The organism is Pectobacterium brasiliense (assembly GCF_013449685.1).
In the GTDB taxonomy this organism is placed as follows: Bacteria; Pseudomonadota; Gammaproteobacteria; order Enterobacterales; family Enterobacteriaceae; genus Pectobacterium; species Pectobacterium brasiliense_A.
Window position 1 is genome coordinate 1 of sequence record NZ_JACDSF010000036.1, and the last position, 17,253, is coordinate 17,253.

Below are 17,253 nucleotides of genomic sequence, written 5' to 3' on the forward strand. Positions count from 1 at the left end.
CAGGGCGTCCGCATGAGTGATCAACATTTAACCATTGACGTTAATCCAGCCATAAGAACTTGCTCCAAGAACACGGGTTTCATCATGCAGCGTTTTTGTTTCATCGGTACGCTAATCTTCGTTGGCTCGGCTCTGAGCATGTTCAGCGCCATGTGCCTTAACCCTGCCAAGTTTTCTGCGGCGTTTTCTCGGTAAATCTGGCAAGCATCCTCTCGCATACTGACATCTAAAATCCAATGCATGGACTCGATACCCCAATGGGCCCGTATCGCATCTCCGGCCTGCTCTGGGGTTAGTTTGGCTGAACTGATGTAGTAGCGGTACTCCAACTCTGGCGCTTTGCCTTTTGCTGCGCGGTAACTTTCGACCATGACTATGCTGGTTAGCCCGAGCCAGGCAGAGAAATCCCCAACCATATCACTGGCATCCAGTACATGGTAAGTGCGTGCCTCCACTCGGCTTTTCTGCTTCTCAACTTGAGATATGCCCCTGTCAATTGGCGCGCGCCGATGTGGGGTAAAAGCGGCCTGTATCGCTGCCGCTAACTTGCCTTGATTGCCCTTAACTGCCAATAAGTAGTCGCCACCTTTGCTCGTAATCGCCTTGGCAATCTTGGTCTGACAGGCCATCGCATCAATTGTCACGATGGCACCTCGCAAGTCCAACATCTGAATCAGCGCGGGTATCGCGGTGATTTCATTGCTTTTAGCATCAGTTTTAAGCTGGCCCAATACGAGTTGGTTGGCGCTGGCATAGGCACTTACCATATGGATGGTGCTTTGCCTGTCGTCTCTGTCATAAGAGCCGCGCAAAGTCTTGCCATCAATAGCGACGACTTCACCACAGGTTAACTTGTGCACGGCTTTCATCCAGGCGAGAAAACAATCGCGGAATTCAGCGGGCTCAATATTTGAAATTAGGCGAGCAAAGGTATCATCAACGGGCACACCTTTTTCAAATAAGCCCTGTTTAAGGAACCAGTCATGATGGCCGAGAACGTACTCACGAATGTCAGTCCAGCCCTGGCCTCCCGCTATCACTGCGCAGATTGAAGCAAACAAAATATCAAACAGTGGGTAATCCACTTTTGCGCTTTGTCGTTCATCGCGGATGATACTGAAATGCGCTTTGATGGTATCTAAATTCATGGTCACTCCTCAAAAGAGGAGCATAAGATCATAGTCGACTCGTCAGGTCAATGTTGACGTCGAATTGTGCAAAAAACGTTCATGATCTTGCCCTGGGTACCCACGTTAGTAAACACTATCACAATAAACGGTTGAGAAATAAATGAGAAAAGGTGCACCATTAACGGCGCACCTTTTCTCAGCATTGGGAATATTCTAGAGAAGAAAAAATATTAACGGGTATCGCTTGAAGATCGGAATAAATCAATATTCCCTGTCTTCAATCAGGCGTTTTCCCAGCGTGATGCTATCGACAATCTCATAATCGAGCTTTTCATACATGCCGATCACGGTATCGTTGTCTTCACGCACCATCAGGTGGATTTTCGGGCAGCCACGGGCAATGAGCTTTTTCTCCAGACGGTTAATCAACGCATTCGCAATGCCGCGGCCGCGAAAATCAGGGTGCACGCCCAGATAGTACGCAGACCCGCGGTGCCCATCATAACCGCCCATCACCGATCCCACGATTTCGCCGTTCACCTCTGCGACCAGAAACAGATCGGGATCGTGATTGAGCTTACGTTCGATGTCCATTTCAGGATCGTTCCACGGGCGCAGCAAATCGCAGCGCTCCCAGAGGATGATCACGGCTTCAAAGTCATCCTGCCTGAATATGCGGATTTCCATCACAGTCGCCATTTTGCAATAAGGTAAATCGTGATTATCGCGTGATTTTTATCAGACGCAATCTCAAATTGCGTGCCGCCATCAGGAATCACACAACGGGTAACCGGGGATCGATTTTATTGATGGTATACTGCCGCCTTTATTACTGTGCCACCAGCGCTATGGAAACGGGATGCCCACTATGTCTGACGTCAATGCGGTAAAACATTTTTTGCTTAGCTTACAGAAAGATATCTGTCAGCAGCTTGCGGCGATCGATGGCGGAGCCGATTTCGCTGAGGATGAATGGCAGCGTGCCGAAGGCGGTGGTGGATGCAGTCGCGTACTGTCCGGCGGACGCATCTTTGAACGCGCGGGCGTAAACTTTTCTCATATCATCGGTAAATCGTTGCCGCCTTCAGCCAGCACCCACCGCCCCGATCTGGCTGGCCGCAGCTTTCAGGCGATGGGCGTTTCGCTGGTAATTCATCCACTAAGCCCTTACATCCCCACCAGCCATGCCAATGTGCGCTTGTTCGTCGCCGAGAAACCGGGAGAAGAGCCGGTTTGGTGGTTTGGCGGCGGGTTCGATCTCACGCCCTATTACGGTTTCAAAGAGGACGCCGTGCACTGGCATCAGACCGCACACGATCTGTGCCAGCCGTTCGGTGACGATGTGTACCCGCGCTATAAAAAATGGTGCGACGATTACTTCTTCCTTAAGCACCGTAACGAAGCGCGCGGTATCGGCGGACTCTTTTTTGACGATCTCAACGAGCCAGATTTTGCTACCAGCTTTGCCTTCATCCGTGCCGTCGGTAACGGCTTCCTCGATGGCTATCTGCCCATCGTCGAACGGCGTAAAGATCTGCCGTGGGGAGAGCGCGAACGTGAATTCCAACTCTATCGCCGTGGCCGCTATGTGGAATTCAACCTGATTTGGGATCGCGGGACGCTGTTTGGCCTGCAAAGCGGCGGACGCACCGAGTCAATTTTGATGTCCATGCCACCGCTAGCACGCTGGGAATACCAGCATCAGACTGAACCGGGTAGCCCGGAAGCCCTGCTGTATCAAGATTTTTTACCAGCTAAAGACTGGCTGGCAGAAAGTCACACGCACAACAAGGAAGCATAAGTCATGCAGATTTGGGTCGATGCCGACGCCTGTCCTAACGTCATCAAAGAAGTGCTATTTCGCGCGGCAGATCGCACGCAAACACAGGTCACACTGGTTGCCAACCAGACCATCAAAGTGCCGCCGTCGCGTTTTATTCGTACGCTACGCGTCTCGGCGGGTTTTGACGTCGCCGACAACGAGATTGTGCAACGCGTTGAAGCAGGCGATTTGGTGATCACTGCGGATATTCCGCTGGCATCGGAAGTGATAGAAAAAGGCGGCATCGCGTTGAATCCGCGTGGCGAGCGCTATACACCGGATACCATTCGGGAACGGCTAAACATGCGGGATTTTATGGATACCATGCGCGCCAGCGGGATACAAACCGGTGGCCCGAGCGCATTAAACCAGCGGGATCGTCAGCAGTTCGCTAATGAGCTGGACAAGTGGTTGCAGCAGTCGAAAAAGCCGTAACGCTCTGCCGGATTCCCCTTCCGTAGACTACCGATCGTTAAAAGATCGAGATACACGGAGCAATCGCGGGGCGAGGTACCCCTACGGGAACCTCATCCCCGCGCTTCTCCTAAAAACAGGCTCAAGCAGCCAACATTAACTATCTCGTCCCTTCTGTTTTAACAAAGCAGGAGGCGATATGACTTAGCGATAAACTGGCAGCAGATCGAGACTCGAAAGCACATGTATCAGCGCGGTGCCGATACCAAATAGCAGTACCAGCGCAATCATCGCATTGCCGCCTCGCACGCGAAACAGCGGGCTACCGAAGCGGACGCGCGACGCGCGAGCCAGCAACGCAGGCGTAATCACCGCCCACACCGTAGCGGCCAGCCCGGCAAAGCCAATCGCATAAATAAAGCCGTTCGGATATAGCAGGCCACCGATGACCGGCGGCAGAAAGGTCACCAGCGCTGTTTTGGCTCTTCCCATTCGACTATCGTCAAATTTCAGCAAATCTGCCAGATAATCAAACAGCCCCAGCGTCACGCCGAGAAACGAACAGGCGACGGCAAAGTTGGAAAAGACGGTCAGCAACACGTCCAAATAAGGGCTATTCAACACCCCACCCAACGCCTGAACCAACACATCGATATTACCGCCCTGCTCGGCAATCCCGATAAAGTCAGGACGGGCAATGTTTCCCATCGTGCCAATCAGCCAGATGGTATACATCACCAACGCCAGCAAACTGCCAATAAACAGACAACGCTTAATTACCTGTGGCTTGTGGCCGTAATGCTTCACCAGGCTGGGGACGTTGCCATGAAAACCGAAAGACGCCAGGCAGAATGGCAGCGTCATCAGCACATAAGGCAGATAGCTGGGTGCCGGCTCTGCCACATTCAACAATACCGTTGGTTTCACATTCCACAACAGGCTGCCGAACGTCATGAAAAAGGTCAGTACTTTCGCCGCCAGAAAAAAAGCGGTCATGCGGCTCACTGCCGCGGTGCTCCACCACACGGTCAACGCGACAAACAGTGCAAACAGGCAGCCACCAATGCGTGCAGAGAAATCAATCGACATCTCAGCAAGCGTGTGATGGATAATGGAACCACTCGCCGAAATGTAGGCGTAAGTCAGGATATAGAGGACAAAGGCGATCGATATGCCGTTAATGACATTCCAACGCTTGCCCAGCAGATCTTTAGTTAGCGTATCGAAGCTGGAGCCGGTCGGATAATTGAGGTTGGCTTCCAGTATCATCAACCCCGAGTGATACATACAAAACCAGGTAAACACCAGCACGGCAAATGACCAGAAAAACCAGGCCCCCGACATCACCACCGGCAGGGAAAACATCCCGGCGCCAATAATCGTCCCTGCAATAATCATCGACCCGCCAAACAGCGAAGGAAGACGCTTTCCTGTACCGCTTTTTTCTACTGTGTTCTCGTTCACTGCGCGTGTTGCCATAACCGATAGTCGCTCGTTGGTTTTTTTATCAAGTCCGGGGAGTCTCCCCCTAAAGACGAGGCGGGATCATGGCATAAAACCAAAATTATTCCATTGATTCATCTTAGCCAGGCGACTATTTGGTCGATAAATTGCGATAAATAAAAAACCCAGCCGACTTCTGGCTGGGTTTGTCTGTATGACTGGAAATGACTTACAGCGGCTGAGTTTGTGCTTCCACCACCGCCAGCGCCACCATGTTCACGATCCGGCGTACCGAGGCAATCGGCGTCAGGATGTGGGCTGGTTTCGAGATCCCCATCAGTACCGGCCCTACCGTCACGCCTTCTGAAGACGACACGCGCAGCAGGTTATAGCTGATACGCGCAGACTCCATATTCGGCATGATCAGAATATTAGCCGAACCTTTCAGCGGGCTGTCCGGCATCTGCTCGCGGCGGATGGCTTCGACTAGTGCGGCATCGCCGTGCATCTCGCCATCGATTTCCAGCTCCGGTGCCAGCTTGTTGACCAGCGCCAGCGTGGCACGCATCTTCTGCGCCGTCGGAGAATCCGACGTGCCGAAGCTGGAATGCGACAGCAGCGCGACTTTCGGCTCGATACCGAAACGGCGTACGCTTTCTGCCGCCATCAGCGTGATTTCTGCCAACTGTTCCGGCGTCGGATCTGCGTTGACGTAGGTGTCGGCGATAAAGGTGTTGCCGCTCGGCAGCAGCAGCGCGTTCATCGCCCCCGCAGCCTGCACGCCTTCGCGGTAGCCGAACACTTTCTCAACCACGTCGAAATGTTCTTCATAGGTGCCAATCGTGCCGCAAATCAACGCATCCGCTTCGCCACGGTGAACCATGATAGCCCCGATCAGCGTTGGGTTGCCGATCACCGCACGCTGCGCTTTTTCCTGCGATACGCCACGACGCTTCATCAGTTCGAAATACTCGCTCCAGTATTCTTTGAAGCGCGGATCCGATTCGTTGTTGACCACTTCGAAATCTTTACCGATGGTCAGTTGCAGCCCCAGCTTTTGCAGACGCATTTCAATGACGCTCGGACGACCAATCAGAATCGGGAACGCCAGACCCAGCGTCACCAGCTCCTGCGTGGCGTGCAGCACACGCGCATCTTCACCTTCCGCGAATACGACACGTTTCGGCTGCTGACGCGCCTGCGCGAAGATCGGCTTCATGAACAGGTTGGTTTTGTAGACGAACTGGGTCAGTTTTTCGATATAGGCGTCGAAATCCTCGATCGGACGCGTCGCCACGCCGGAATCCATTGCCGCCTTCGCCACCGCCGGTGCGATCTTGATGATCAGACGTGGATCGAACGGCTTCGGAATCAGGTAATCCGGGCCGAATGACAGCTCTTGATCGCCGTAAGCAGATGCCACCACTTCACTTTGCTCTGCCAGCGCCAGATCGGCAATCGCGTGTACGCAAGCCAGCTTCATCTCTTCGTTAATCGTGGTCGCACCCACATCCAGCGCGCCACGGAAGATGAACGGGAAGCACAGCACGTTGTTCACCTGATTTGGGTAGTCAGAACGGCCGGTACAGATAATCGCATCCGGGCGCACTTCCTTCGCCAGCGGCGGCAGAATTTCTGGCTCCGGGTTTGCCAACGCCATGATCAGCGGACGCGGAGCCATGGTTTTCACCATTTCCGGCGTCAGCACGCCAGGACCGGAGCAACCGAGGAAGATGTCCGCATCCGGGATCACGTCCGCCAGCTTACGGGCACCGTTATCCTCCACCGCATACGCCGCTTTGGTCTCTTCCATATTTTCGTCACGACCATGGAAAATCACGCCGCGCGAATCACACACCACGATGTTGTGCTTCTGGAGACCCAGTGCCACCAGCAGGTTCAGACAGGCGATAGACGCCGCGCCCGCACCGGACACCACCAGACGCACATCAGAGATATTTTTTTCTACTACGCGCAGGCCGTTCAGAACCGCAGCAGTACAGATGATCGCCGTGCCGTGCTGATCGTCATGGAAGACGGGAATCTTCATGCGTTCACGCAGCTTCTTCTCGATGTAGAAGCATTCCGGTGCCTTGATGTCTTCCAGATTGATGCCGCCGAACGTCGGCTCCAGCGCAGCGATCACATCGATCAGCTTGTCTGGATCCAGCTCGTCGACTTCGATATCGAAAACATCAATGCCGGAGAATTTTTTGAACAGAACGCCTTTTCCTTCCATTACTGGTTTACCGGCCAGTGCGCCGATATTGCCGAGGCCCAGAACGGCCGTTCCGTTAGAGATCACGGCGACCAGATTGCCACGCGCGGTGTATTTATAGGCAGCCAGCGGATCTGCCGCAATTTCCAGACAAGGAGCCGCAACGCCAGGAGAATACGCCAGCGCCAGATCGCGCTGCGTCGCCAGCGGCTTAGTCGGGGAAACCTGAATTTTGCCGGGGATCGGATACTGGTGGAAATCAAGGGCGCTTTGCTTTAGCTGTTCATCCATCTTATGTACCTTTTCGGTTTTGTTGTGTCTGTAGGGTCAAGAGTACCCAGTATAGTGTTTGCGTATGGCTAAACTACCGAGAATGGCAAAAACTGAGGGGGAATGCTGGTTAATATAGTTATTTTATTTGACGGTTTTTTGTTCAGTGGCCGGATACGCTACAGGAAGAAATCGCGCAGTGCTGGTGCGGTTGAATGCCTATTATCTACGAGCAAAACTGCGATACCGTGCACAAAAGGATCGCAAACCGCGCTATTGTTTGTGATCCAGATCAATTAATTCATCTGAGCACATTGCATGACTCCAGCGCCGCATGCTGATATTGCGGCGCAACACCATAAGTTGCACCAGCCTATTTTTATCGCGGCGTGCTACTGCTCCGGCAGGCAAGACCAAAATAAAAATGCATTTCCTCTTTTTTAGAGGTGCATTTTTATTTTGGTCTTTTTTTTTGGCCTAATTGGCGTCAACACAGGGTAAAGCTATGAATTATCAAAAAATGAATTATCAAAAAATGAATTATCAAAAACTTGGAGTCGACATCCTCGCGTTAAGCGGCGGCAAGCAGAACGTCAGCAAGTTGACCCACTGCGCCACTCGCTTACGCTTTGAGTTCAACGACAGCGATGCCGTACAGGCAGACGCAATTGCCAAACTCCCCGGCGTTATCAGCGTGGTCGATCGCGGCGGTCAGTTTCAGGTGGTCATCGGCAACGATGTCCAAATCACCTATCGCGCGATTTTGAACGAGATTGGCGAGATGAACGGCCAACGCACTGCCAGCAGTAAAGAACCGCAGAAGAAAGGCGGCATTTTCTCGCAAATCATCAGCGTGATTTCCACCACCTTCACGCCCGTTATCCCGGCGATTACCGGCGCAGGGATGATTAAAGCCCTGCTGGCGATCCTCAAGCTGACGGGGTTAATTTCCGCCGACAGCACGACCTATCGCCTGCTGGACACTATCTCCGATGCAGCCTTCTTCTTCCTGCCTGTGCTGCTGGCTTACGGTGCCGCCATCAAGTTCGCCTGTAACCCGATTCTGGCGATGACGATTGCTGGCGCATTGCTGCACCCGAATCTGGCTCAGCTGCTGGCCTCCGGCGGCCCCATCAGCTTTATCGGTATTCCAGTGCGGCTGGCGGACTATGCCGGATCGGTATTGCCGATCATTCTTACCGTATGGATCATGTCTTACATCGAGCAGTTTGCCGAAAAGATCTCGCCCTCGATGATCAAATTTTTCACCAAGCCGATGATCGTGCTGCTGGTTACCGCGCCGCTCGCGCTGGTGGTGATTGGGCCTTTCGGTATTTTCCTCAACGATCTGGTCGCCAGCGGTGCGGCGATTATTGACGGAAAAGCGAGCTGGCTTATTCCGATGCTGATGGGCGGTCTGCAACCGTTTTTGGTGATCACCGGCACCGCCTGGGCGATGACGCCAATTGCCACCTCGCAGCTGACTCGCAACGGTTTCGAGATGATCAACGGGCCCGGCATGCTGGCCTCCAACATTGCGCAGGGTGCTGCCACGCTGTGCGTCGCGTTTAAAACCAAGAACAAGAATTTGAAACAGCTGGCTTCTTCCGCAGGCTTCACCGCGCTGCTGGGTATCACCGAGCCTTCTCTGTACGGGGTGACGCTGAAACTGAAGAAACCGCTGATTGCCGCCATGATCGGCGGGGGCTGTGCGGGGATCTACGCCGGGCTGGCCGGGCTGGTTCGCTATGCCTTCGTCTCACCGGGTCTCGCGGCGCTGCCCGCCTTTATTGGTGAAAACCCGATGAACATCGTCCATGCGCTGATCACCTGCGCCATTGCGATTGTCGTCACGTTTGCGCTCACCTGGATCATGGGATTTGACGATCCGGTGGATGAAACCGAGACCACAGCAACCACCAATGGTCCGTCTACCTCGGAAACAGAGACCGCCAAAAAACCGCAGGCGGCGGAAAGCCACTCAGAACCACAAACGATACTCAGCCCGATGTCCGGCAAGCTGGTCGCGCTGAGTGACATCAACGATGACGTATTCTCACAGGGATTACTGGGACAAGGCGTAGCGATTATTCCTGACAAGGGCGAAGTTGTCGCGCCGGTTAGTGGGGAAATCATCACGTTTCTTGAGTCTAAACATGCCGTCGGTATCCGGACAGATAACGGTCTGGAATTACTGATTCATGTCGGCCTTGATACGGTGAATCTCAACGGCAAGCACTTTACCGGTTACATCAAACCGGGCGACCGAGTTAGCGCGGGCGACAGGCTAATTAGCTTCGACCTGCATGAAATCATGCGTCTGGGCTATGACCCGATTACGCCAGTGGTGATCATCAACAGCGATGACTACGCCAGCGTCGTCTGCACCGCACCACAGCCGATCGCACCGCTGGACACCATCATTAAAGTGAACGCCTAATCCCCATAGAGGCATTGGGTGCCCTGCCCAATGCCTCTACCGTCTTCCCAGATGTGAGAGAAAATATGCATTACCAACAGCAAAAACACTTCCCTGTGGGCTTTCTGTGGGGAGCCTCGACCTCGGCTTATCAGGTCGAAGGAGGCTGGCAGGCCGAGGGGAAAAGCCCGTCGATCATTGATAAGTGTCAGCACCCGAAAAACACCGCTGACTTCACCGTGGCTAGCGATCACTACCATCGGTTTAAAGAAGACGTGCAGCTGTTCGCGGAGCTCGGGTTAAAGGCCTATCGCTTCTCCATTGCCTGGACGCGTATTCTTCCCGACGGCACCGGTGCCATCAACCCGCTGGGCATCGCGTTTTACAATAGCCTGATTGATGAACTGAACGCGCACGGTATCGAACCGGTCGTCACGCTCTACCATTTCGATTTGCCTTATTGTCTGGAAGCTCAGGGCGGCTGGCAGAACCGCGCCACAATTGACGCCTTTGTTCACTACGCCCGCACGCTGTTTACGCATTTCGGCGACAAGGTGAAATATTGGCTGACGATTAATGAGCAGAACACCATGATTCTGCATCCCGGTGCGATTGGCCTGCCGGAAGGTGGCGTGTTACCGTCTAAAAAAGTGCTGTATCAGCAAAACCACCACATGATGTTGGCGCAGGCTCAGGTCATGGCCTTGTGTCACGAACTCGCGCCCAATGGCCTGATTGGTCCGGCGATCAACACCACGTCTATGTATCAGGCCACCAGCAAACCGGAAGATGCTATCGCCGCACACAACTGGGAAACGCTGCGCTGCTGGAGTTTTTTGGATGTTGCCGTGCACGGCCGCTACAACGCGCTGGCCTGGCGTTATCTGGAAGATCGCGGTCTGGCACCAGAAAAATTACCCGGCGATGACGATATCCTACAGTCAGGAAAGCCCGACTACGTGGCAATCAACTATTACTCCACCGCCACCATTGCAGCCAGCAAAGGCGATGCGTCGGATGTCAGCGCCCGCGCGGGCGATCAGCAAATCATGCTGGGCGAACCCGGCGTCTATCGCGCAGCGGAAAACCCGCACGTTGATAAAACGCCTTATGGCTGGGTGATCGATCCTATTGGCTTACGCTTAACGCTGCGGAAAACCTACGAGCGCTATCATCTGCCGATCCTGATTACGGAAAACGGCATGGGCGCGCCGGATAAGCTTGAGGCCGACGGTACGATCGACGATCAATATCGCGTCGATTTTATTGCTCGCCATATTGAACAGATGCAGCTCGCCATCAGCGATGGCGTTGATCTTATTGGCTATTGTCCGTGGTCGGCGATCGATGTGGTCAGCACCCATCAGGGCTACGGCAAGCGTTACGGATTTATTTACGTGAACCGCGACGAATTCGATCTGAAAGATCTGCGCCGCATCAAAAAGAAAAGTTTTTACTGGTATCAAGGTGTCATAGAATCAAATGGAGCGCGCTTATTTCCCAGCGTCCCGTGATACCGATATCCAGTACACGTTGTTAAAACGGGGATGAGCACGACGCCGGATATGTCACGTTGCAGGAAGCCTATTTCCCGCAACGTGACACATCATGAAGCTGGCTTATCTCACTGACTTTCCCACTGAATCACTCAAGAAACGCATGATGGCTGAACCGATAAAAGCAATAAAAATACTGAACAATAGCCTGGTGTTATCTTCCGATGCAGATAACAACGAAATCATTGTTATGGGGAAAGGAATCGGCTTTAACAGCAAGACCGGCGATATTCTCGATCCGGCCAAAATTGAGAAGACCTTTATTCTCAAGGATGGTACATCGCCACGCGAATTTGCTCGTCTGATTGAGCACGTTGGGGAAGAATATGTTCACATCGTGAATAAGATTATTGATGATGCGAACCGGCAGCTTCATGGTCGCTTGAGCGAGCAGGTCTTTTTTACGCTGATCGACCATATCAGCTTTGCGATTGAACGCTATCGCAAAGGCATCAGCATACAAAATCGTCTGCTTTATGAGGTAAAGCGGTTCTACCCGCAGGAATTCGCGATTGCCTCACGGGCGCTCAACGACATTAACCAACGGATGAAGCTGGAATTGCCTGAAGAGGAAGCGGGCAATATCGCGTTTCATTTAGTCAATGCCCAAACCGACGTCCAGAATATGGAGAACACGCTCCAGTCGGTCAAGATGCTGAAAGATATCTTTAATATCATCCAGTACAACTTCCATATCGTGATTGATAAAGAGTCAATTAACTACTCTCGTTTCCTGACGCATATGCAATTCTTTATTCAGCGTCTGTTGGAAAATAGCCTGATTCATTCAAATGATGATTTTATTTTTGAGCAAGTCACCAAAGAATATCCTGATGCCTATAAATGCAGCCGACTGATCAAAGACTATATTCACAACCTGCTCAACATCGACATTTCTAACGATGAAATGCTGTACCTAATTATTCATATCGTCCGTATCACCCCAGAACAGGAAAGCGCGCCCAATCGGCGATAAATTGATCAGCGGTTTTCCTGCCGCTACTGCATCTCCTCGTTTTGATGACCTCACAAGTGCAACACGCACAAGAACCCATCCCTGATAGTCCATTTGGACAAGGAACAACCCATGCGGGTGACACGGCGATGACTGAAGATTTCATCGCATTTTTGGTTACTGGGCATGTTCAATCAATAAGGCATTAGCTACTATCATTTTCATAAGCAAATTATGGAAAATTTTTTGTGGCAACGATTACAGATATCGCTCAAAAAGCTGGGGTGGCAGCCTCAACCGTTTCTCGCGTACTGAATAACGATCCCAGCCTATCCATAACCAAAGAAAAGCGCCAACTCATCAAGAAAATCGCCCATGAGTTAGCCTATTTATCACCTACACAACGTAAGCAACAGAAAAAAAAGTTAGAGAACTCGCTTGTTGTCCGCTCTCATTTCAAAATGGATAATGACAACGTATTGAATCTCGCCGTCGTCCACTTTCTTACGCCCTCAGAAGAACTCAACGACCCTTATTTCACCGCAATGCGTATTGGCATTGAAAACCGCTGCCACCATTTTAATATTTCGTTACGCAATTTCTTCACCACCAATTTATCATACAATAGCCAGACTTTAGCTCAGGCACAGGCGATCATTTGCGTAGGTCACTTTAGCGATAGCGACATCGCCTTAATTTATTCATTAAATAAAAACTTGATTTTTATCGACTCAGCCCCTCTCGATAAACAATGTGACGCCGTGCTTTTTGATCGGGAAGCGGCTGCACGCGAAGTATTACATTACATTGTGAATAGTGGTGCTCAGCGCCCCGCATTTATAGGGAATAATGAAAGCCGGTTGCATGTATTTCGGGAGATAACGCAAAAACACGGTATCTACGACGAGTCGCGATGCAAGGTCAGTCAGCTATTCTGTATTGAGTCCGGCTATCAGGCGATGAATGAGTTGCTGCAACAAAGAGAGTGGCCTGATGTCGTGTTCGCGGCGACAGACATTATCGCTATTGGCGTGTACCGGGCGATTCAAGAGAAAGGTATTGCCATCCCTAAGCAAATAAAAGTGATTGGGATGAATGACATCCCCACAGCACAACATCTCAATCCCAGTTTGACCACAATGCGACTTTACCCCACTGAAATGGGCGAAGCCGCCGTCGATCTGTTTTTAGAATTAGTGACAGGACGCTATTATAAGAAACACGTACAGGTTGGTTATGAGATGGTCTGGCGCGAAAGCTTCACACTCAACGATGCCCTTTTATAATACATTCCATTATCTTTCCTATCCTTAAAAATATACCGGCCACGTAAGCAAACTACGCGGCCAGAGAGCATCAATTAGCGGTGATTGTCCACAGCTGATTCCATCCCCCATTATCATGCCATTGAATACCGGAGGCACCATTCTCTGTTGAACGGCTGTTAACATCCAAAAGCTTCCCACTGTTCCTATTCATGATTTTATAATAGCCATCGCCAGCATCTAAAATCAGCCATTGCTGGCTAAAATGGCCGGTGTTATACATTTGGAGAATTTGCGCACCATCCTCATTGGCACTGAAATTAACATCAATGTACTTTCCGCTATTCACATTCACCAGATTGAAATAACCATTGCCAATCGCATTAAAATAAAAACGCTGGCTGTCCCAGTTGCCATCACTGTATTGTTCAACCCATGCGCCGTCTTCGCGCGAACCGCTCACAACATTAAGCAATTTACCACTATGTCGATTAGCGATCTTATAGCGGGTTCCGTTGATGAAATTGATTTGTGATTCGGCAAACGCGTCAAGCGCTCGGGTAAATTGCAATACATTGGTTGAAACTTGCGTCGTCGCGCCTAACGCGTAGCCATCCGGTAACACCTTTGCATTACCCGCTGGTTCCCAATAAAAAACCCCAATTCCTTTATTTCCCGGCACGGCTTTAACCAGATTAATCGTATCCCTGATCGTCCAGTAACTGTCTGTCGGGTTGGTTTCCAAACCGCCGACTTCAACGACCATGACTTCCTTACCATATCGGCTCGCCATATCATTGAGATTGCTCGCCAGAGCGCCAGTGAGCTCCCAATAATTTTTACCTTCCCAGTAGGGATAGAACGAAAAACCAATCACATCGGTTTTCCCGCCGTGCGTGGTGAGGAAATTGTCAAAAAACCAGCGAGAGTTGGAATTATTATTCCCATGCGCCAGATGGCTGATCACCTTAGAGGAAGGGCTGACCGCTTTAACCGCATCATAGCCCGCATTCAGTAGCTGCGTTAGATTGGCAAACCGACTGGTACTGCCTTCCGGGAGTAAAATGCCCGGGTTCATTTCGTTGCCGACCTGCACCCATTCCGGCGTCACGCCTGCGGATACCAACGCAGTCATCACCTCATGTGTATGGTTATAAACGGCCGTCGTTAATTGACTCAGATTGTAGTTCGCCCATGCTGCTGGTTTTATTTGATGACCCGGATCAGCGAAAACATCACTGTAGTGGAAATCCACCATGACGCGCATTCCCATCGCTTTGGCGCGCTGCGCGGCATCCACCACGCGGGTTTTATCCGTATAGCCAAGCATCGTCCAGGTCGTATTATCTTTATGCCATAGCGCGCTGGGGTCGGGATTAACGAAAATACGCAGCCGCACAGCGTTTATGCCGTGATCGCGCAATATCTGTAATACATCGCGCGGCGTTCCTGCATCATCACGCCAGCTTATCCCTCGATCTTCTAATTGTTTTACCCAGCCAATATCCGCGCCATAAGCAAACGGCTGCGCCGCTTTCGCCAGATTGGCTGACATGAACCCTATAAACAGCATTAACAATATAGAGATGATTCCTGAATAATTATGCTTTTTCATTCATTTCTCCTTGAGGTAACACGCTTAAATGGTATTTATTACATAAATACCCAGGTACAGATTAAGAATAGAGGGGGGTACTGATAAAAATAAATTTCACAGAATAAACCAAGCAGCCATTAATGGCTGCTTAGCTATTTTTCTAAATTTTCCACTTATTCAACATGACGTTTTCTATGGCGTTACCTTCGTCATGACAGACATTTTATTTTTAATTAATCCGTTTTCCATTTTCATCAAAAAAGTGCAGATGTTCACTACGGCACGTCAGCGGAATCGTTGAGTAAGGCACAATACTATTATCACCCGACAAATGAACTTTGAAATTATTAACGCCAGAATACGCACCAAAAATATAGGTCGCATTACCCAACCTTTCCGTGACCTCACTCGTGATCGACAAGCTGACTTCCCCACCGTTCGGGTCAATACTCAGGTGTTCAGGGCGAATACCCACGGTAATTTTCTGATCGGCGCACAATCCGTGGTTAGCAAGATTAACGGAAAGCGTATTGAGCTTATTGATCAAGATACTCACGTTGCTCCCTTCAACCTGTAGCACTTCGCCAGGTAGAAAGTTCATATTCGGCGAACCGATAAAACCAGCGACAAAAAGATTTTCTGGCTTATGGTAGAGCGCCATCGGTGTCCCAACCTGCTCAATATATCCCTTGTTTAACACCACAATTTTATCCGCCAGCGTCATCGCTTCCACTTGATCGTGCGTCACATAAACCATGGTGTTACGCATTTCCTGATGAAGCCGGGCAATCTGTAAACGCATTTCCACGCGTAATTCGGCATCGAGATTCGATAAGGGCTCATCGAATAAGAACACTTTAGGATCGCGCACAATGGCACGCCCAATCGCAACACGCTGACGCTGACCGCCAGACAGCTGTTTCGGTGTGCGGTCTAACAGTGCTTCTAGCTGGAGCGTCATCGCGGCCTTGCGCACCATTTTTTCGACTTCAGCTTTGGGGTGCCCGTTCATTCTCAACCCAAATCCCATATTTTCAGCCACCGTCATATGTGGGTACAGCGCGTAAGACTGGAACACCATCGCAATCCCCCGCTCTGCGGGATCGCAATGGTTAACTAAACGGTTATCAATATGAATTTCGCCATCCGTGATATCTTCCAATCCTGCGATCATTCTCAGCAACGTCGATTTACCACACCCCGACGGGCCGACGAAGACCACAAATTCGCCTGAATTAATCTCAAGATTAATACGATGGATGGTTTCCGTCTTATCGTAACGCTTCACTATATTTTTTAATAAAATATCAGCCATGTTGAACCTCAAACTTAATTTGCCATTGCGCGCGTATTACTTCACTGCGCCCGTCATGCTGGCGATAAATTGCTTTTGCATGGCGAAGAAGATAAGTAAGCTAGGAAGAGTAGAGATGACTGTTCCCACCATAATAAGCCCGAAGTCTGGAGAATAGGCAGAAGCAAAGCTGGATAACACCAGATTAATCGTCTTTAATTCATTAGACTGGAGGACAATAAGCGGCCAGAGAAAGGCATTCCACGACGTCATAAAAACAATGATAAACGCAGCGGAATAGCTGGCTCGCATAATCGGTACGTAGACATACAGGAAAATTTTCCACTCCGCGACGCTTTCCACGCGCGCAGCATCGATCAACTCTCTCGGAAACGTTTTCGTACATTGCCTAAAGTAAAAAATAATAAACGCGCCAGCCACCGTCGGCATGATCACAGCAAAGTGCGTATCCAGTAAGCCAGCCTTACCAAACATGGTGAAAAGCGGGATCATTAATGCCGCAAACGGGATCATCATCGTCGTTAATAGTGCGACATAGACACGCTCACGATTCTTGCTGGAATAAATCTCAAAGGCATAACCCGCGATAGAGCACACCACCAGCGTTGACACCGTACTAATCAATGCAATCTTTGAGGTATTCCAAAACACTAATGCCAGATCCACCTGGCTCGTCAGATTGGTAAAGTTGACCAAAAACTGATCGCCAAACGTGAATTTACCCATGTTGATTTGGCTGGTGCTATTTGTGCTCGATACTACCATCCAATAGAATGGGAAAAGCGAGAAAATGCTCATCAGCACAAGAAAAATATGCATCAACATGCTGTTAATTTTACTTTTTCTCAT

Annotated in this window: 13 protein-coding genes; 6 read left to right on the top strand and 7 right to left on the bottom strand. The window is 50.7% G+C overall.

Features of this window, described 5'->3' with window-relative positions; translation table 11 throughout:
* Nucleotides 1-20 precede the first annotated feature (20 nt).
* On the bottom strand, nt 21-1,148 hold the full coding sequence (locus H0248_RS14745; protein WP_102119602.1) for an ISAs1 family transposase: 1,128 nt from the start codon (nt 1,146-1,148) through the stop codon (nt 21-23).
* 243 nt (nt 1,149-1,391) lie between these two features.
* On the bottom strand, nt 1,392-1,817 hold the full coding sequence (locus H0248_RS14750) for a GNAT family acetyltransferase (protein WP_116163184.1): 426 nt from the start codon (nt 1,815-1,817) through the stop codon (nt 1,392-1,394).
* Nucleotides 1,818-1,998: 181 nt separating this feature from the next.
* On the opposite strand from H0248_RS14750, the gene hemF reads away from it, so the two are divergent.
* Complete coding sequence (gene hemF, locus H0248_RS14755; RefSeq protein WP_180786482.1) at nt 1,999-2,931, top strand: oxygen-dependent coproporphyrinogen oxidase; 933 nt, start codon at nt 1,999-2,001, stop codon at nt 2,929-2,931.
* A 3-nt stretch (nt 2,932-2,934) separates the two neighbouring features.
* Complete coding sequence (locus H0248_RS14760) at nt 2,935-3,387, top strand: YaiI/YqxD family protein (protein ID WP_010307164.1); 453 nt, start codon at nt 2,935-2,937, stop codon at nt 3,385-3,387.
* A 183-nt stretch (nt 3,388-3,570) separates the two neighbouring features.
* On the opposite strand, the gene mtr is transcribed toward H0248_RS14760, so the two are convergent.
* Both mtr and maeB read right to left on the bottom strand, forming a co-directional pair.
* Complete coding sequence (gene mtr / locus H0248_RS14765; RefSeq protein WP_180786483.1) at nt 3,571-4,845, bottom strand: tryptophan permease; 1,275 nt, start codon at nt 4,843-4,845, stop codon at nt 3,571-3,573.
* A 193-nt stretch (nt 4,846-5,038) separates the two neighbouring features.
* The gene (gene maeB, locus H0248_RS14770) at nt 5,039-7,318 is read right to left on the bottom strand and encodes an NADP-dependent oxaloacetate-decarboxylating malate dehydrogenase (RefSeq protein WP_014914266.1); all 2,280 of its coding nucleotides are present in this window, start codon (nt 7,316-7,318) and stop codon (nt 5,039-5,041) included.
* A gap of 514 nt (nt 7,319-7,832) precedes the next feature.
* On the opposite strand from maeB, the gene H0248_RS14775 reads away from it, so the two are divergent.
* From H0248_RS14775 to H0248_RS14790, 4 genes are all read left to right on the top strand, one after another.
* Nucleotides 7,833-9,737, top strand: coding sequence for a beta-glucoside-specific PTS transporter subunit IIABC (locus tag H0248_RS14775; RefSeq protein ID WP_180786495.1), 1,905 nt, complete (start codon nt 7,833-7,835; stop codon nt 9,735-9,737).
* Between the two features lie 65 nt (nt 9,738-9,802).
* The gene (locus tag H0248_RS14780) at nt 9,803-11,230 is read left to right on the top strand and encodes a glycoside hydrolase family 1 protein (protein ID WP_180786484.1); all 1,428 of its coding nucleotides are present in this window, start codon (nt 9,803-9,805) and stop codon (nt 11,228-11,230) included.
* Nucleotides 11,231-11,378: 148 nt separating this feature from the next.
* Nucleotides 11,379-12,248 carry a BglG family transcription antiterminator LicT gene (licT, locus tag H0248_RS14785; protein ID WP_180786496.1) on the top strand — a complete coding sequence of 290 codons (870 nt, stop codon included), beginning with the start codon at nt 11,379-11,381 and terminating at the stop codon, nt 12,246-12,248.
* Between the two features lie 227 nt (nt 12,249-12,475).
* On the top strand, nt 12,476-13,513 hold the full coding sequence (locus H0248_RS14790) for a LacI family DNA-binding transcriptional regulator (RefSeq protein WP_180786485.1): 1,038 nt from the start codon (nt 12,476-12,478) through the stop codon (nt 13,511-13,513).
* Between the two features lie 70 nt (nt 13,514-13,583).
* On the opposite strand, the gene H0248_RS14795 is transcribed toward H0248_RS14790, so the two are convergent.
* From H0248_RS14795 to H0248_RS14805, 3 genes are all read right to left on the bottom strand, one after another.
* Nucleotides 13,584-15,107, bottom strand: a complete 1,524-nt coding sequence (locus H0248_RS14795) for a glycosyl hydrolase 53 family protein (protein WP_180786486.1) — start codon at nt 15,105-15,107, stop codon at nt 13,584-13,586.
* 211 nt (nt 15,108-15,318) lie between these two features.
* Nucleotides 15,319-16,404: an ABC transporter ATP-binding protein gene (locus H0248_RS14800; RefSeq protein ID WP_180786487.1), complete on the bottom strand. Its 1,086-nt coding sequence runs from the start codon at nt 16,402-16,404 to the stop codon at nt 15,319-15,321.
* A gap of 36 nt (nt 16,405-16,440) precedes the next feature.
* Nucleotides 16,441-17,253 carry a carbohydrate ABC transporter permease gene (locus H0248_RS14805; RefSeq protein WP_180786488.1) on the bottom strand — a complete coding sequence of 271 codons (813 nt, stop codon included), beginning with the start codon at nt 17,251-17,253 and terminating at the stop codon, nt 16,441-16,443.

Bases quoted from the DNA above. Each gene is read 5' to 3' on its own strand.
- H0248_RS14745 (WP_102119602.1), bottom strand. From the start codon at position 1,148: ATGAATTTAGATACCATCAAAGCGCATTTCAGTATCATCCGCGATGAA.
- H0248_RS14750 (WP_116163184.1), bottom strand. From the start codon at position 1,817: ATGGAAATCCGCATATTCAGGCAGGATGACTTTGAAGCCGTGATCATC.
- hemF (WP_180786482.1), top strand. From the start codon at position 1,999: ATGTCTGACGTCAATGCGGTAAAACATTTTTTGCTTAGCTTACAGAAA.
- H0248_RS14760 (WP_010307164.1), top strand. From the start codon at position 2,935: ATGCAGATTTGGGTCGATGCCGACGCCTGTCCTAACGTCATCAAAGAA.
- mtr (WP_180786483.1), bottom strand. From the start codon at position 4,845: ATGGCAACACGCGCAGTGAACGAGAACACAGTAGAAAAAAGCGGTACA.
- maeB (WP_014914266.1), bottom strand. From the start codon at position 7,318: ATGGATGAACAGCTAAAGCAAAGCGCCCTTGATTTCCACCAGTATCCG.
- H0248_RS14775 (WP_180786495.1), top strand. From the start codon at position 7,833: ATGAATTATCAAAAACTTGGAGTCGACATCCTCGCGTTAAGCGGCGGC.
- H0248_RS14780 (WP_180786484.1), top strand. From the start codon at position 9,803: ATGCATTACCAACAGCAAAAACACTTCCCTGTGGGCTTTCTGTGGGGA.
- licT (WP_180786496.1), top strand. From the start codon at position 11,379: ATGGCTGAACCGATAAAAGCAATAAAAATACTGAACAATAGCCTGGTG.
- H0248_RS14795 (WP_180786486.1), bottom strand. From the start codon at position 15,107: ATGAAAAAGCATAATTATTCAGGAATCATCTCTATATTGTTAATGCTG.
- H0248_RS14800 (WP_180786487.1), bottom strand. From the start codon at position 16,404: ATGGCTGATATTTTATTAAAAAATATAGTGAAGCGTTACGATAAGACG.
- H0248_RS14805 (WP_180786488.1), bottom strand. From the start codon at position 17,253: ATGAGAAAAAGTAAAATTAACAGCATGTTGATGCATATTTTTCTTGTG.